Consider the following 16,770-nt stretch of genomic DNA (forward strand, 5'->3'; position numbering starts at 1 on the left):
ACGAAGCGCATGAACGGATCGCGAAGTAGGCGCCGCATCAGGTACCCGCGGCGCTCTCGGTACCCGATTTGGCAGCCGGCGCCGCCGCGGGGGCGCTGTCGGCCTTGGCCTTGGATTCGCTCTTGCCATCCGGCTTCGCGTCCGCCTTCGGCGAGTCGTCCTTGCCGGCAAGATTGCGCTTGGTGTCGCCGTCCTTCTTGAAGTCGGTCTCGTACCAGCCGCTACCGGCGAGCCGGAACGCCGGCGCGCTCAGGCGCCGCTTCACGCGTGACTGTCCGCACTCGGGGCAGTCCGCTGGATCGGGATCCGACAATTTCTGCAGTCGATCGAACACGGCGGCGCAGGCTGTGCATTCGAATTCATAAATCGGCATCGTGAAACTCCTGGGCGGCCAACGTCACGTGATTCCTCAGCGGGCCGCACACAGTGTGGCGCGGCGGCGGTAATTTCAAGCCCGGAACCGCTCGAAACGGCGGTCGCTCCTGTGCTATGGTCCAAAGCGGTGTGAACTTTTCCACTTTGGCATCAGGGGATCCAATGAAACGCATATGGCTTGTCGCACTCGCTCTGGCCATGTCTACAGGCGCGGCCGGTGTCGGCGCAGCGAACCTGCTCGTCAATCCGGATTTCAACACTGATCTCGGCGGATGGGGCACGACCAACGCATCGCAGGGAACAACCACGTTCGACGGCACGGCCGGATCGCCGGCAGCGGGTTCGGTCCTGTTGTCGGGCGTCGCCTGCTGCACGGTCCAAGTGAGTCAGTGCGTGCCGGTAACCGCCGGCCAGAGTTACGACTTCGGCGCCAACCTGATCGAGGGACCGACCGCGCCCGGCCAGTCCGGCGACGGCACCGGCGTCGACTTGCACTGGTATACCGACGCCGCCTGCGCGACTGCGTACATCAGCCAGAATGTCCTGCAACCGGCGATCAGCAGCACATGGGCGCGCTACGGCCAAGGCTCGGTCGTCGCCCCGGCGGGCGCGCAGAGCGTGTGGTTCCGGATCTACCAGTACAATTTCAAGGGCCTCGCCAACTTGACCTCGCACGCGGACCACGCATTCTTCGGCCCGAGCGGCACGGTACCGGTCGAGTTGCAGTCGTTCTCGATCGACTGAACGCTGCGTAGCGGACCTCAGGCCGCCTCGAAACCGACTGTGCTGTGGCTGCCGTCGCAATACGGCTTGTTCTTCGAGTGGCCGCAGCGGCACAACCAGGTCTTCGTGACGCGATTGATGGTGTGACCGGTACCGCTGACGATTTCGAGATTGCCGATGACCTTGAGCGGGCCGTTGTGCTGTGGCTCGATCAGCAGCGCACCGTCGCGCGCCGCGAGCGGCTGCGATTGGGCAATCGCCGGCTCGCCGGTCGCCGTGAATCCAATCTCGGCGTGACTGCCGTCACACCACGGCTTGTTCTTCGAGGCGCCGCAGCGACACAAGGTCGCGCGCAGGCCATCGGCCTTGCCTCGGATCGAGAGCGGTGCGTTGAACGCGAGCGGGCCGTTCTCGCGCACGCGCACCGTGTTGACGACCGGCGGCGCTTCCTGCGCACCGCCATCGTGGCGCTCGCACTGGATCGCGCCGGACGGGCAGTTCTTCGCGATGCGCATGACCTCGTCGGCGCTCGCGGCGTCCGGATGGATCCACTCACCCTCGACGTTCGGTACGAATACGTCGGGATGATCGAGCACGCAGTTGCGCGAGTGCACGCAGCGCTGGCCGTCGAAATGGATCGTAACGGCCTTGCCTTTGACGGTTTCGATGGCCACTGTGCTGTCCTCCACGCTCACTTGCTGACAGATTCGTACTTTGCCGACTGGCGCGCAATCCCGGCGCGCAACGCACAGTTGCTATGGTAGGAGCGGCTTCAGCCGCGATGCTTTGGTGAGTGCAATTCGTGGCGGGAAAGCATCGCGGCTGAAGCCGCTCCTACCAAGAGCCAACCGTCTCAAGCCTTCTGGAACGCAAGCTTGCCGCCCACCGCGTCGACCGCCACCGTGTCGCCCGGCTGGAAGCGGCCCTCGAGGATCTCCCTCGCGAGCGGATTCTCGAGCTGCTGCTGGATCGCGCGCTTCAGCGGCCGCGCACCGTAGACCGGATCGAAACCGATGTTGCCGAGCAGGTCGAGCGCCTTGTCCGAGAGTTCCAGTTTCAGCTGGCGCTCGGCGAGGCGTTTCTCCAGGTAAGCGATCTGGATGCGCGCGATCGCGCGGATCTGCGTCTTGTCGAGCGCCCGGAACACGACGATCTCGTCGAGGCGGTTGATGAACTCGGGCCGGAAGTGCGCCTGCACGACGCCCATCACCGACGCCTTCATCTGCGTGTACTGCTCCTCGCTGTCGCCGCCGCTTTGATCGGACATGTCTTGGATGTATTGCGAACCGAGGTTCGAGGTCATCACGATCACCGTGTTGCGGAAATCGACCGTGCGGCCCTGACCATCGGTCAGGCGGCCATCGTCGAGCACCTGCAGCAGGATGTTGAACACATCGTGATGCGCCTTCTCGACCTCGTCGAGCAGGATCACGCTGTACGGCCTGCGCCGCACCGCTTCGGTCAGGTAGCCACCTTCCTCGTAGCCGACATAGCCCGGCGGCGCGCCGATCAAACGGCTGACCGAGTGCTTCTCCATGAACTCGCTCATGTCGATGCGCACCATCGCATCGGTCGAGTCGAACAGGAAACCGGCCAGCGCCTTGCACAGCTCGGTCTTGCCGACGCCGGTGGGGCCGAGGAACAGGAACGAGCCGTTCGGCCGGTTCGGATCGGACAGGCCGGCGCGCGCGCGCCGGATCGCGTCGCTGACCGCGCGCACTGCCTCGTCCTGGCCGACCACGCGCTTGTGCAGCTCATCTTCCATCCTGAGCAACTTCTCGCGCTCGCCCTCGAGCATCTTGCTGACCGGAATGCCGGTCCAGCGCGCGACGACTTCGGCGATCTCCTCGGCGGTGACCTTGTCCTGCAGCAAGGTGAAGCCTTTCTTCTCGGCTTCCTGAGCCGCTTTCAGCTGCTTCTCCAGCTCCGGGATTTTCCCGTACTGGATCTCGCTCATCTTCGCGTAGTCCTGGCGACGCTGCGCGGCTTCGAGATCGAGACGCGCCGCCTCGATCTGCTCCTTGATCTTCGTCGCGCCCTGCAGGGTCGCCTTCTCGGATTTCCAGACTTCCTCCAGATCCGAATAGTCGCGCTCGAGCACGCCGATTTCCTTTTCGAGGTCGGCCAGGCGCTGCTTCGATTCCTTGTCCTTCTCCTTCTTCAGCGCCTCGCGCTGGATCTTGAGCTGGATCAGGCGACGCTCCTTGCGATCCAATTCCTCGGGCTTGGAGTCAATCTCCATGCGGATGCGCGAGGCGGCCTCGTCCATCAGATCGATCGCCTTGTCCGGCAATTGCCGATCCGGGATATAGCGATTCGACAGGGTCGCCGCCGCGACGATCGCCGGATCGGTGATCTCGACACCGTGGTGCACCGCGTACTTCTCCTTGAGCCCGCGCAGGATCGCGATCGTGTCCTCGACGCTCGGCTCGCCGACGAGCACCTTCTGGAAGCGGCGCTCGAGCGCCGCGTCCTTCTCGATGTACTTGCGGTACTCGTCGAGCGTGGTCGCGCCGATGCAATGCAGCTCGCCGCGTGCGAGCGCGGGCTTCAGCATGTTGCCGGCGTCCATCGCACCTTCCGCTTTTCCTGCGCCGACCATCGTGTGCAGCTCGTCAATGAACAGGATGATCTGGCCTTCCTGCTTGGCGAGGTCGTTGAGCACGCCCTTGAGGCGCTCCTCGAATTCGCCGCGGAACTTCGCGCCGGCGATCAATGCGCCCATGTCCAGCGACAGCACGCGCTTGCCGCGCAGGCCCTCGGGCACCTCGTCGTTGATGATGCGCTGGGCCAGCCCCTCGACGATCGCGGTCTTGCCGACGCCGGGCTCGCCGATCAGCACCGGGTTGTTCTTGGTGCGCCGTTGCAGCACCTGGATCACGCGCCGGATCTCTTCATCGCGGCCGATCACCGGATCCAGCTTGCCCTTCTCCGAACGCGCGGTCAGGTCGATCGTGTATTTCTCCAGTGCCTGGCGCTGCTCTTCGGCACTCTCCGATTGCACCTTCTCGCCGCCGCGCATCTTCTCGATCGCCGCCGCGATGTTCGCCTTCGTCGCACCGGCCGCCTTCAAGGCGCCGCCGACCTCGCCCTTGTCGTCGAGCGCGGCGAGCGCGAACAGCTCCGAAGCGATGAACTGGTCCCCGCGCTGCTGGGCGAGCTTGTCGGCGACATTGAGCAGGCGACTGAGGTCATTGGAGACGTTGATGTTGCCTTCCTGTCCGGCCACCTTGGGCAGACGGTCGAGGATCTGCCCGACGCGCGTGCGCAACGCCGGCACGTTGACCCCGGCCTGCGCCAGCAGCGGCACGGTCGAACCGCCCTGCTGGTCGAGCAGCGCGGCCATCAGGTGCGCCGGCTCCATCATGTTGTTGTCGCGGCCGATCGCGAGCGATTGCGCGTCGGCGAGCGCCTGTTGGAAGCGCGAAGTCAGTTTGTCCATGCGCATGGCGTTCGGTCCCCTGAGGCACGTTAGGATGCGCGGAAAATGCGGCTCTCGACCGGCGATTCAAGCAAAGCGCGCGTTCGCGGCTGCATTGCGGGGGACGGACCTTGTCCGGCGCGCCGCGCCCGCCTGTTTCATGCCTGGCATGGAAGTGTCGGGGAGGTTGACCCTCGGTGGCCGCCCGGATAGGGTTGCAACGGGGATGTAATGAAACGATTGCGGTCGGTGAAACACCGATCTTCGGGACATGGGGTTTCAGGGCTTGCCTGTTCGCCGGTGACTTTCACTGGCTGTCACCCGCGTCGCTTCCGTCTTGGGGAACTTGACGACCGACTCGGTCGCACATCGCGACCACCCAATCCATTGCCTCCCCGGTGACCGGCTGCGGCGGTCGCCACAGCCCGATTTCATCCAGCGTCCGGACGCAGCGGGCGCTCCATCATCTGGGGAAAGCAGACCATGGGTTCTCACTTCGACACGATTGACCGGCGCCTGTTGCGCCGTACCGCGCTGGCCATCGCTTGCGCCTGCGCCGTCGGCCCTGCCATGCCGGCGTTCGCCGCCGAAACGCCGTCGGAATCCAGCGAGGCATAAAAGCTCGAGAGCATCACCGTCGTCGGCAGCCGCATCAAGCGCACGGAACTCGAGACGTCGCAGCCGGTGTTCACCATCGACCGCGCCCAGATCGAGAAGCAAGGCTTCGCGACCGTCGAGGACATCATCAACCACCTGAGCTCCGCCGGCACCGCCAGCGTCAACCGTTCGACCGTGCTGGTCTCCAACACCTACGGCGGCGGCTCGTTCGTGGACATGCGCAATCTCGGCGTGGTGCGCACGCTGGTGCTGGTCGATGGCCGGCGCTGGGGCACCGACGTCAATGGCCGCACCGACCTCGCCACCATTCCGGTCTCGATCATCGAGCGCGTGGAAGTGCTGAAGGATGGCGCCTCGGCGCTGTATGGCTCCGACGCGATCGCAGGCGTGGTCAACATCGTCACCCGCAAGCAGTTCGACGGCTTGCAGGCCAGCGGCTACGTGGGCCAGTACGACCAGGGTGACGGCACCACCCAGAGCTACGACCTGACGCTGGGCAACACCACCGAGAAGTCGATGCTGGTGTTCGACGCCTCCTACCAGAAGGTCGATCCGGTGTGGGCGCGCGATCGCGACTTCAGCAAGTACCCGTTCGGCCCCAACCATATGAACGTCGGAACCAGCCCGGTCGGCCCCGGCGGCGTGCTCGTCAACGGCCCGACCGGCGGCGGCGGCTCGAGCGGACGCCAGTGGAAGCTCAATCCGGGCGCCGATCCGACCAACTTCGCCAACTATCACCCGCTCAGCGAGGGCGACTACTACAACACCAACGTGCAGCAGATGCTGGCGATCGGTTCCGAGCGCAAGGCGATCTTCGCCAAGGGCCGCTACGATTTCCTGCCCGGCCTCGCATTCCGCGCCGACGCGCTGTATGACGAGCGCGTGTCGAACACGCAGGTCGCCGGTTACCCGCTGCAGGGCAACTCGTTCGGCATCGTCATCGACAAGGACAGCTACTACAACCCGCTCGGCAGCCAGCACGGCTACGCGACGCCGCAGAGCCTGCAGTTCACGCGCCGCATCACCGATGTACCGCGCGTCACCGACAACAATCTGAAGACGTACCACTTCGCCACCGGACTCGAGGGCTATTTCGAGCTGATCGGCCATACCTACAACTGGGACGTCAATTACCTCTACAACAAGATCGACGGCGTCAAGCACCTGACCGGCAACCTCAACTTGATCAACGTCAAGCAAGCACTCGGCCCGTTCCTCGACACAGACGGCAAGGTCAAGTGCGGCAAGCCGGGAGCGGTGATCGCCGGCTGCGTGCCGTGGAACGTGCTCGCCGGCCAGGGCCAGTACGGCGCGGACGCGCTGAACTACGTCCTCGCCGACATCCAGGACACCTACAGCGCGACGACCAAGGATTACAGCGCCAACATCACCGGCGACCTGTTCGAACTGCCCGCCGGCGCGCTCGCGTTCGCGGCCGGCTACGAGTCGCGCCATGAATCGGGCTATTTCCGTCCCGATGCGCTGTCCTCCACCGGCAACACCACCAACAACGCCGCCCAGCCGACCAACGGCAAGTACTCGGTCGACGAGTTCTACGTCGAATTGTCGGTGCCGGTGCTGAAGGACCTGCCATTCGCGAAGAGCCTGGACCTCAGCGTCGCCGGCCGCCACTCCGACTACGGCAACTTCGGCACCACCACCAACGGCAAGTTCGGCCTGACCTGGCGTCCGATCGAGGACCTGCTCGCCCGCGGCAGCTACAGCGAAGGCTTCCGCGCGCCGACGATCAACGACCTGTTCGGCGGCACCTCGCAGACCTTCGACCAGTACCTCGACCCCTGCGATGCCAAGTACGGCCTCGCCGCGACCGATGCCGCGACCGCGGCGGCGTGCGGACGAGCCGGTCTCGCCTCCACCTTCCGCCAGACCGATGCCGCCGGCAACCCGATCAAGAGTGGCGGCGGCGCGCAGTCGACGACGGCGTTCCTGTCCGGCTCGAACCGGAACCTCAAGCCGGAAACCTCGACCAGCAAGACGCTGGGCTTGGTCTACAGCCCAAGCTACCTGCCTGGCTTCGACATCAGCCTCGACTGGTACCGCATCCGCATCCAGAACCTGGTCAGCGGCGTCAGTGCCAACACGATTCTGAAGGACTGCTACCAGGGCGGCGATGCATCCGCGTGCTCTCGCTTCCAGCGCAACCCGACCACCGGCCAGGTCATCAACCTGAACCGCTCGCTCGGCAACACCGGCTGGGAAGAGACGGATGGCTACGACCTGGCGATGAACTACCGCCTGCCGGAAACAGTGTTCGGCCTGTTCAAGCTGTCGATGGACGCCAACTACATCTCCAGCTTCAGCCACCAGACCAACCCGTCCGCCAAGGTGATCCAGGACAATGGCTGGTACCCGGTCTGGCGCATCCGCGCCAACACCGGCGTCGACTGGACGTACGGCGACTGGGGCGCGACCTGGGGCCTGCGCTACTACTCCTCGTTCAAGGATGCCTGCCGCTTCGACCAGAGCGGCGGCCCCGAGTGCAGCATGCCGAACTACGTCTCGCCAGGCACCGGAAAACAGCCGGCGACGCGCATCGGTTCGGTCTCCTTCAACGACCTCCAGGTCCACTACAACCTGCCGTGGAAGGGTGTGGTCGCCGTCGGCGCGAACAATGTGTTCGACCGCGTCGGTCCGATGGTGTACGGCGCCAATGGCAATCTCAGCCAGTACTCCTACCACCCGTCGTACGACATCGGCCGGCTCTGGTACGTCAAGTACTCGCAGAAGTTCTGATCGAGAGGGCCGTACAGGCCAGCGATTCCAACGTCATGTTTGCGGCCCCGGCGGGACCCGGGGCCGTTTTTTACGTGGATTCGCATGAAAGCAGCGTTTCAGCTCTCCCTTGCGCGCCAGATCAGGCTGGCGAAGCGCCCGGTTTCGCGGTTGCGCCGGTAGGAATAGAAACGCGTGTCGGTGAACGTGTCGAAGCCGCCGCCGTGGACCCGCGCGATGCCGGCCGCAGCGAGCCGCAGCCGCGCCAGCGCGTACAGATCGCACTGCCAGTGGCCGCCGCGGGTCGGCACGAATGCGGCCGCAGCGTGCGCACTGCGGTCGACAAACGCGGCGCGCACTTCGTCGCCGACTTCATAGGAGTCTGCACCGATGGCAGGTCCGAGCCACGCCAGCAGGCGAGAAGCAGGAACACCGAGCCGCGCGATCGTCGCCTCGATCACGCCGGCGGCCAGGCCGCGCCATCCCGCATGCGCAGCAGCGATCGCGGAGCCGTCGTCCGTGCAGAGCAGCACCGGCAGGCAGTCGGCGGTCAGGATCGCAAGCACGGTGCCGCTGGCGCGCGTGACCGCGGCATCGGCTGCGGGCTCGTCGTCATCCGCACTCCGCGCGTCGGCATCGAAAACGCGGGTGCCGTGCACCTGGCGCAGCCAGCGCGGCGATGCCGGCAGACCGAGCGTCTGCACCAGATCCGCACGGTTCGCAGCGACGGCGGCTGGCGCATCACCGCAACGCGAGCCGAGGTTGCAGGCATCGAACGGCGGCAGCGAATGCCCGGCCATGCACCGCGTGGTCACCACCGCACGGATCGTCGGTGGCGCCGGCCAGTCCGGATGGAGGCGATCATCCAATGTCACCCGCAGCCACCCATGGCGGCGTCCGCGATATTTCCTCCAGAGCATCGCGGCTGCCGACGCTCCCACGGGAATGAATCAAGACTCACGCCGCATGCTCGCGCGTGTCGACACGCAGCGCCGCAAGCAACGCCTGCATGTCCGGCGGCAGCGCAGCCTCGAACGCGACCGTCTCGCCGCTCGCCGGGTGCAGGAATTCGAGCCGCTCCGCATGCAGCGCCTGGCGGCGGAAGCCGCGCAGCGCGGCAACGAGTTCGGGGCCCGCGCCCTTGGGCAGTTTCAACAGGCCGCCGTACTGCGAATCACCGACCAGCGGATGGCGCACATGCGCCATGTGCACGCGGATCTGATGCGTCCTTCCGGTCTCGAGCCGGCACTCGACCAGGGTCATCGTGCGGAAGCGCTCGCGCACGCGGTAGTGCGTGACCGCCTCGCGGCCGTCCTCGCGCACGGCCTGCTTGAGGCGGTCGTGAGGATGGCGGCCGAGTGGCGCATCGACGCGGCCGCCGGCGACCATCGCGCCATACACGATCGCCGCGTATTGGCGATGCACGTCGCGCGCGGACAGCTGCTCGACCAGCGAGGTATGCGCGCGCATGCTGCGTGCAATCACCATCAGGCCCGAGGTGTCCTTGTCGAGCCGGTGCACGATGCCGCCGCGCGGGATTTCGGCGAGTTTCGGATCGTGATGCAGGAGTGCGTTCTGCAGGGTGCCGGCCGGATTGCCGGCGCCTGGATGCACGACCAAGCCAGGCGGCTTGTTGACCACGATCACGTCGGCGTCCTCGTGCACGATGTCGAGCGCGATCGCCTCCGGCTCGGCGCCGATCTCGCGTTCCATGCGCACGCTGAGCGCAACCGCCTCGCCGCCGTGCACGATGCGGCGCGGCGCGACGCTCTCGCCATCGAGCAGGGCCGCGCCGTCCTTGATCCACGCAGTCAGCCGCGACCGTGAATAGTCCGGAAACAGCTCGGCCAAGGCCTGGTCGAAGCGACGCCCGGCCAGCTCGACGGGCACAGTGGCATTCAGGCGGGATTCCGGTTCGGTCATGCTCAAATCCTGTGCACGGCTGCGTTTCCAGCGCGGGCAACGTTCGGGTTATGATCAGTGGTCAGGGTGCGGCGCAACGATGCGCCGGCTCCCCGATCGGACGGTCGCGCCAGACCAGCTCACGCAACCGGGCCGGCCCGGTGCAGCGCAAGTCTCCGGCTTTCCATCCATCCCATCCATCATCGCAGAGCCTGCCCCCCGCATGCGAGTTTCCCCAGCTTTCCCGTTTCTCGTACGCAACGTAGCCTTGCGCACCCTCCTGCTCGTGCTCGTCGTCGCGCTGGCCGGCTGCTCCCTTTTCCATCGCGGCAAGAAGGGCGATCCGATGGATACGCTGCCGGTCGAGCAGCTGTACCAGAACGGCGTCGCGGCACTCGACGGCGGCAACAACGACCTCGCCTCGCGCACGTTCACTCGCCTGATCGCGCGCTTTCCGTTCGGTCCGTACACCGAGCAGTCGCAGCTCAACCTGGCCTACGCCCAGTACAAGGACGACAAGCCGGATGACGCCTATTCGACGATCAACCGCTTCATCAAGACCTATCCGACGCATCGCCACGTCGATTACGCGTACTACCTGCGCGGCCTGATCAACTTCGATCGCGCCGGCGGCTTCCTCGAGCAGTACGTCGGACTGGACATGACCCAGCGCGACCAGGCCAACCTGCGCCAGTCGTTCGACGACTTCGGCGCGCTGGTCAGCCGCTATCCGCAGAGTGCATACGCGGCCGACGGCCGCCAGCGCATGATCTACCTGCGCAACATGATGGCGCAGGCCGATCTCAACATCGCGCTGTTCTACCTGAAGCGCAATGCCTACGTCGCCGCATCGAACCGCGCGAAGTCGATCATCGAGGCCTACCCGCAGACACCGCAGGCCGGCGACGCGCTGGCGATCATGGTCGCCAGCTACAAGAAGCTCGGCCAGGACAAGCTCGCCGACGATGCCGAGCGCGTGCTGAAGCTCAACTACCCCGATCACCCATCCCTGCACGGTGACTGGCCGAAGTACCGTTCGAACTGGTGGAAGCTGATCCCCCTGCAAAACCGGGGGTGAGCCTGCGCGCCTATGCGATGCCCTCAGGCATCGCATGCGCCGGCGAACGCCCGAGGCAGGAGCCGAGGGCCGGGTTGCTTGGCAAGCGCAGGACGCGCGAGCCTAGCAATGGCTCGCGAGGCGAAGCCGAGCGATCTCCGATCACTTCGCAGCCTCAGCGCCACCCCGACGTAATCGGATAGCGCCTTTCACGCCCGAACGCGCGCCGCGAGACCTTCGGGCCCGGCGCGGCCTGCTGGCGCTTCCATTCGCTGATGCGTACCAGCCGCAGTACGTGATCGACAACCTCGCCGGCAAAACCCGCTCGCACGATCTCATCGCGCGACTGCTCTTTATCGACGTGGCGGAACAGGATGGCATCGAGAACGTCGTACGGCGGCAATGAATCCTGGTCGGTCTGGTTGTCGCGCAATTCCGCCGACGGCGCGCGCTCGATCACCGCAGGCGGAATCACCGGCGCACCGCCGATCGAGTTGCGCCAGTTCGCCAACGCATAGACCTCGGTCTTGTACAGGTCCTTGATCGGCGCGTAGCCGCCGCACATATCGCCGTAGATCGTCGCGTAGCCGACGGCGTACTCGCTCTTGTTGCCGGTCGTCAGCACGAGGCCGCCGAACTTGTTGGCCAGCGCCATCAGGATCGCGCCTCGACAGCGCGATTGCATATTCTCCTCGGCCGCGTCCGCGGCATGGCCCGCGAACTCCGGCGCGAGCGCCTCCCTGAAGCCCTTGAACGGCGCCTCGATCGGAATGGTCAGTATCTTCACACCGAGCGCACGGGCCTGTTCGTCGGCGAGATCGTTGCTGAGACCGGACGTATAGCGCGACGGCAGGCGCACGCCGGTCACGTTGTCCGCGCCGAGCGCGTCGACGGCGATGCTCAACACGAGCGCCGAGTCGATGCCGCCGGAGAGGCCGATCCAGGCCTTGCCGAATCCGTTCTTCGCGCAGTAGTCGCGCGTGCCGCGCACGATGGCGCGCCAAGCCAGTGCATCGCGACTTTCGTCGCCCTCGACCGGCCATGCGACCGGCACGAACTTGCGCGTGGCCGCTTCGTAGTCGGCGACCAGCCAGTGCTCCTCGAACGCGCGCGCGGCCGGATGAATCGTGCCGTCGCCGTCGGCGAGCACCGAGGCGCCGTCGAACACCAGCGCGTCCTGACCGCCGACGAGATTGAGGTAGGCGACCGCGAGACCGGTTTCGGCGACGCGCGACGCGAGCAATGCATCGCGCTGCGCGTGCTTGTCGCGCTCGAACGGCGAGGCGTTCGGCACCAGCAGCAGCTCGGCGCCGGCATGTGCGGTAGCGGCGACCGGTTCGGCAAACCAGACATCCTCGCAGATGACCACGCCGACGCGCACGCCTGCCACTTCAAACACGCAGGAGCCACCGTCTGGATCGACCTCGAAATAGCGGCGCTCGTCGAACACCGCGTAGTTCGGCAGCTCGCGTTTGCGGTAGGTCGTCCGTATGCCGCCATCGCGCAAAACACTGGCCGCGTTGTAGACGACCGCGCCGGCCGCCTCGGGCCAACCGACCACGGCGACGATGCCGTGCACGCCAGCGGCGATGCGCCGGATCGCCGCTGCACATTCGGCGAGAAAGCCGGGCCGCAGCAACAGGTCTTCCGGCGGATAACCGCTGAGCGCGAGCTCCGGGAACAGCACGACGTCGGCGCGATGCACATCGCGCGCCTCCGCGATCAGCGCGGCGATGCGTGCCTCGTTGCGCGCGACGGCGCCGACGGGGAAATCGAACTGGGCGAGGGCAATGCGGACTGAACTCATGGACACGCAACACGAGGAAGGGACCGGCATGATAGCCGCGCCCGGTGCGTTTGCCGCCGCTACGGCGCCCACGCCGCCCGACGGCCAGTGCCCAACGCCGCGCGTTCAGAGCGGCCGCAGCAGCAACAGCAGGCACAACGCCATCATGAATGCCACCATCAGCGCATCGAGCACGCGCCACGCGCGCGGATTGCGGAATACCGGCAGCAGCAGGCGCGCGCCGTAGCCGAGCGTCGAGAACCACAGCACGCTGGCGCAGCAGGCACCCACGGCAAATGCCCAACGTGCCATGCCCGAATAGCGCGTGGACAGGCTGCCGAGCAGCACCATCGTGTCGAGATAGACGTGCGGATTGAGGAAGGTGAACGCAAGGCAGGCGGGCAGCGCACGACGCCAATTCGCCTCATCTCCGGCCGTCGGCGTCAATGCGCCGGAGCCGCGCCATGCTCGCTGCGCCGCCATCAGGCCATAGGCGCCGAGGAAGGCCGCGCCACCGAAGCGCAGCAGCTGCAACAGCGCGGGCCATTCGCGCACCAATACACCGATGCCGGCGACGCCGCAGACAATCAGCGCGATGTCGCCGAGCATGCAGATCGCAACGACGAGGCCGACATGCTGGCGCAGCAGGCCCTGACGCAGAACGAAGGCATTCTGCGCGCCGATGGCGATGATGAGGCCGGCGCCGGCAGCAAAGCCGGCGGATGCTGCAGCGAGGAACATGGCGAAATCCAAAACGACGGAATGCCCAGCCTGCCGCGCCGCCATGCTTAAGGCGAGCTACTTTTTCTATAGACTATGAAGCAAATCTAATGTGAAGCCGTCGCCCGTGGACCTCATCCATCCACAACTCGCCGCGTTCGCCGCCGTGCTCGAGGAAGGCAGCTTCGATGTGGCTGCACGCCGCCTCTCGGTCACGCCATCGGCTGTGTCGCAGCGGATCAAGGCGCTCGAAGATCGCCTCGGCCAGGTGCTCGTCGTGCGCCAGGCGCCGTGCCGGCCGACGCCGGCCGGCGAGCAACTGCTGCGCCGCGTGCGGCCGATGCAGGCGCTCGAGGCCGAGGCACTGGCCGATTTCCTGCCGGAGGAAAGCGCAGCGGCATCCGCGCGCTCGATCGCGATCGCGGTCAACGACGACTCGCTCGAGACGTGGTTCGTCGTCGCGCTGTCGCAGCTGCATCGGCAGTACGGCTACCTGTTCGATGTGCGCGTGGACGACCAGGACCATACGCTCGACCTGCTGCGCGACGGCTCCGTGCTCGGCGCGGTCACTGCCGAAGCGACGCCGCTGCAGGGCTGCAACGTGCACGCGCTCGGCACGATGCGCTACCGCGCGATCGCCTCTCCTGAGTTCGCCGCGCGCTACTTCGCAGCAGGCGTCGAGGCCGCCGCGTTTGCGCGCGCGCCGATGATCGTGTTCAACCGCAAGGACGCGCTGCAATGGCGCTTCGTGCGCCGCATCACGCGCGCTCGACTCGCGCCGCCCGTGCATTATCTGCCCACGTCCTCCGGTTTCGTCGAGGCCGCTGCGCGCGGCCTCGGCTGGTGCCTCGCACCGGAGTCGCTGATCGCACCGGCACTGCAGTCGAAGACGATCGTGATTCTCGATCCGAAACGTTGGCTCGACGTGCCGCTGTATTGGCAGCACGCGGCAGTGCGCTCAAGCACCCTGCAGCAGATCAGCCAGACGCTGCGCGAGGCGGCCGCGAGCGCCTTGCGCGCATGAAAAAAGCCGCGGCACGGGGCCGCGGCTTTTTTCATCGACAACGTAGAGTGCGAGACCTACTTCATCTTCGCCGCGAGCGTCTTGCCGAGATCGGCAGGCGACTTCACGGTGGTCACACCGGCCTTTTCCAGTGCGGCGAACTTCGCGGCGGCGGTGCCCTTTCCGCCGGAGATGATCGCCCCGGCGTGGCCCATGCGCTTTCCCGCGGGCGCGCTGGCGCCGGCGATGAACGCGACGACCGGCTTGGTCACGAATTCCTCGATGAACTCGGCCGCTTCTTCCTCGGCGCTGCCGCCGATCTCGCCGACCATGATGATGCCCTCGGTCTGCGGATCGTCCTGGAACAGCTTCAGGCAGTCGATGAAGTTCAGGCCATTGATCGGGTCGCCGCCGATGCCGATGCAGGTCGACTGGCCGAGGCCGACGTTGGTGGTCTGGAACACCGCCTCGTATGTCAGCGTGCCCGAGCGCGACACGATACCGACCTTGCCCGGCTTGTGGATGTGACCCGGCATGATGCCGATCTTGCATTCGCCCGGCGTGATGATGCCCGGGCAGTTCGGCCCGATCAGCACGGTGTCCGGGTACTGCCGGAGCACGTTCTTGACGCGCAGCATGTCGAGCACCGGAATGCCTTCGGTGATGGTCACGATGACCTTCACGCCCGCGTCGGCCGCCTCAAGGATCGCGTCGGCCGCGTACGGCGGCGGCACGAAGATCATCGACGCGTCGGCGCCGGTGTCGTTCACCGCGTCGAGCACGGTGTTGTAGACCGGCAGGCCGATATGCGTGCTGCCGCCCTTGCCCGGGGTCACGCCGCCGACCAGCTTGGTGCCGTAGTCGACCGCCTGTTCGGAGTGGAACGTACCCTGCTGGCCGGTGAAGCCCTGGGTGATGACCTTGGTGTTCTTGTTGACCAAAACGCTCATGGATGGGTCCTTCGATAACTTTGCCTTTCGCCGTTGGCGCAAGGCCGTCAATTTCCAATCCGTTCGCCCTGAGGTATCGAAGGGTGAACGGACGTCGCGCCGTTCGTGCTTCGATACCTCAGCACGAACGGTGGGAGTTCGTCAGGCTTTGGCCTTGACCGACGCGACCGCTTTCTGCGCTGCGTCGTTGAGGTCGTCGGCCGGGGTGATCGCGAGGCCGGAATTGGCGAGCAGCTCGCGGCCCTTCTCCACGTTGGTGCCCTGCAGGCGCACGATCACCGGAATCTTCAGGCCGACTTCCTTCACCGCGGCGATGATGCCCTCGGCGATCAGGTCGCAGCGCACGATGCCGCCGAAGATGTTGACCAGGATCGCCTGCACCTTGTCGGACGAAAGAATCAGCTTGAAGGCTTCCGTCACGCGCTCCTTGGTCGCGCCGCCGCCGACGTCGAGGAAGTTGGCCGGCTCGCCGCCGGCCAGCTTGATCACGTCCATCGTCGCCATTGCGAGGCCGGCGCCGTTGACCATGCAGCCGATGTTGCCGTCCATCGTCACGTAGTTGAGGTTGTGCTGGACCGCAGCGGCTTCGGCCGCGTCTTCCTGGGTCAGGTCGCGCATCACGGCGAGCTTCGGATGGCGGAACTCGGCGTTGTCGTCGGAATTGACCTTGCCATCGAGCGCCGCGAGATTGCCGTCGGCGAGAATCGCGAGCGGGTTCAGCTCGACCAACGCGAGATCCTGCTCATTGAACAGCTTGTACAGGCCGAGCATGATCTTGGTCAGCTGGCTGGCCTGCTTCGCGGTCAGGCCCATGTCGAACGCGAGTTTTCGGCACTGGTACGGCTGCAGACCCTCGACGAAGTTGACCTCGATCGTATGGATGTCCTCAGGCGTCTCGCGTGCGACCTGCTCGATGTCGACGCCGCCCTGCGCCGAGGCGATGAACGAAACCGCCTTGCTGTCGCGGTCGACGAGGATCGACAGATACAGTTCCTTGGCGATGTCGGTCGCGTCGGTGACCAGCACCAGATTGACCGGCAGCGCGCGGCCGCCGGACTGGTAGGTTTCCATCTTCGTGCCGAGCATGCCGGCCGCGGCCGCCTTGACCGCATCGAACGACTTGCAGAACTTGACGCCGCCGGCCTTGCCGCGGCCGCCGGCGTGGATCTGCGCCTTGACCATCCATTGCTCGCCACCGAGCGCCTTGGCGACTTCGACCGCCTGCTCCGGCGACGATGCGACCTTGCCCGGCGGTACCGGGATGCCGTACTCGGCGAACAATTCCTTGGCTTGGTATTCGTGAAAATTCATGCGGGCACCTTGACGAAGGGACGCGCGGGGGCGGCGCAGGCAGCACGCCGCAAAAGCGCAGTCCAGAGGGCGGCGGCGCGATGCCGGCCGCGTAACGGGGCGCCTATTCTCGGGGAACGTGGGGGTGAAATCAAAAAGCAGGGGCGCAGAGCGCCCGTCTGCCACTCCCGC

At 66.0% G+C, this 16,770-nt stretch carries 14 protein-coding genes; 4 read left to right on the top strand and 10 right to left on the bottom strand.

Features of this window, described 5'->3' with window-relative positions; all coding sequences use genetic code 11:
• Positions 1-37: 37 nt before the first annotated feature.
• The gene (locus ABD002_RS08975; RefSeq protein WP_343789767.1) at positions 38-373 is read right to left on the bottom strand and encodes an FmdB family zinc ribbon protein; all 336 of its coding nucleotides are present in this window, start codon (positions 371-373) and stop codon (positions 38-40) included.
• A 164-nt stretch (positions 374-537) separates the two neighbouring features.
• Here ABD002_RS08975 and ABD002_RS08980 point away from each other — a divergent pair, with 164 nt between their 5' ends.
• A complete protein-coding gene (locus ABD002_RS08980; RefSeq protein WP_343789770.1) occupies positions 538-1,119 on the top strand; it encodes a hypothetical protein in 582 nt (193 codons plus the stop codon).
• Between the two features lie 17 nt (positions 1,120-1,136).
• On the opposite strand, the gene ABD002_RS08985 is transcribed toward ABD002_RS08980, so the two are convergent.
• The 3 genes from ABD002_RS08985 to ABD002_RS08995 all read right to left on the bottom strand — a co-directional run bounded on the left by ABD002_RS08985 (position 1,137) and on the right by ABD002_RS08995 (position 5,214).
• Positions 1,137-1,772, bottom strand: coding sequence for a CDGSH iron-sulfur domain-containing protein (locus ABD002_RS08985; RefSeq protein WP_343789773.1), 636 nt, complete (start codon positions 1,770-1,772; stop codon positions 1,137-1,139).
• 179 nt (positions 1,773-1,951) lie between these two features.
• Complete coding sequence (clpB, locus tag ABD002_RS08990) at positions 1,952-4,546, bottom strand: ATP-dependent chaperone ClpB (protein WP_343789775.1); 2,595 nt, start codon at positions 4,544-4,546, stop codon at positions 1,952-1,954.
• Positions 4,547-5,010: 464 nt separating this feature from the next.
• Positions 5,011-5,214: a hypothetical protein gene (locus ABD002_RS08995; RefSeq protein ID WP_343789778.1), complete on the bottom strand. Its 204-nt coding sequence runs from the start codon at positions 5,212-5,214 to the stop codon at positions 5,011-5,013.
• Here ABD002_RS08995 and ABD002_RS09000 point away from each other — a divergent pair.
• Entirely contained in the window at positions 5,204-7,891 is a 2,688-nt protein-coding gene (locus ABD002_RS09000) for a TonB-dependent receptor domain-containing protein (RefSeq protein WP_343789783.1), read from the top strand. The two genes, ABD002_RS08995 and ABD002_RS09000, sit on opposite strands and share 11 nt — an antisense overlap.
• Before the next feature lie 98 nt (positions 7,892-7,989).
• Here the strand turns inward: ABD002_RS09000 and pgeF are convergent, their stop codons facing one another.
• Entirely contained in the window at positions 7,990-8,739 is a 750-nt protein-coding gene (pgeF, locus tag ABD002_RS09005; protein WP_343789786.1) for a peptidoglycan editing factor PgeF, read from the bottom strand.
• Positions 8,740-8,827: 88 nt separating this feature from the next.
• Positions 8,828-9,799: a 23S rRNA pseudouridine(1911/1915/1917) synthase RluD gene (rluD, locus tag ABD002_RS09010; protein WP_379988844.1), complete on the bottom strand. Its 972-nt coding sequence runs from the start codon at positions 9,797-9,799 to the stop codon at positions 8,828-8,830.
• Positions 9,800-10,040: 241 nt separating this feature from the next.
• Between rluD and ABD002_RS09015 the strand changes: the two genes are divergently transcribed.
• Positions 10,041-10,850, top strand: a complete 810-nt coding sequence (locus ABD002_RS09015; RefSeq protein ID WP_343789792.1) for an outer membrane protein assembly factor BamD — start codon at positions 10,041-10,043, stop codon at positions 10,848-10,850.
• Between the two features lie 154 nt (positions 10,851-11,004).
• Here ABD002_RS09015 and ABD002_RS09020 read toward each other — a convergent pair whose 3' ends face one another.
• Positions 11,005-12,636: an NAD+ synthase gene (locus ABD002_RS09020; protein WP_343789795.1), complete on the bottom strand. Its 1,632-nt coding sequence runs from the start codon at positions 12,634-12,636 to the stop codon at positions 11,005-11,007.
• A gap of 105 nt (positions 12,637-12,741) precedes the next feature.
• Positions 12,742-13,356 (bottom strand): LysE/ArgO family amino acid transporter, encoded by a 615-nt coding sequence (locus ABD002_RS09025; protein WP_343789798.1) that lies wholly within the window; start codon positions 13,354-13,356, stop codon positions 12,742-12,744.
• A gap of 106 nt (positions 13,357-13,462) precedes the next feature.
• Between ABD002_RS09025 and ABD002_RS09030 the strand changes: the two genes are divergently transcribed.
• The gene (locus tag ABD002_RS09030) at positions 13,463-14,359 is read left to right on the top strand and encodes a LysR family transcriptional regulator ArgP (protein WP_343790188.1); all 897 of its coding nucleotides are present in this window, start codon (positions 13,463-13,465) and stop codon (positions 14,357-14,359) included.
• A 56-nt stretch (positions 14,360-14,415) separates the two neighbouring features.
• Here the strand turns inward: ABD002_RS09030 and sucD are convergent, their stop codons facing one another.
• Positions 14,416-15,288, bottom strand: coding sequence for a succinate--CoA ligase subunit alpha (gene sucD, locus ABD002_RS09035; protein ID WP_343789801.1), 873 nt, complete (start codon positions 15,286-15,288; stop codon positions 14,416-14,418).
• Between the two features lie 141 nt (positions 15,289-15,429).
• A complete protein-coding gene (sucC, locus tag ABD002_RS09040) occupies positions 15,430-16,599 on the bottom strand; it encodes an ADP-forming succinate--CoA ligase subunit beta (RefSeq protein ID WP_343789803.1) in 1,170 nt (389 codons plus the stop codon).
• Positions 16,600-16,770 lie beyond the last annotated feature (171 nt).

This window comes from Dokdonella soli (genome assembly GCF_039523175.1).
GTDB lineage: Bacteria > Pseudomonadota > Gammaproteobacteria > Xanthomonadales > Rhodanobacteraceae > Dokdonella_A > Dokdonella_A soli.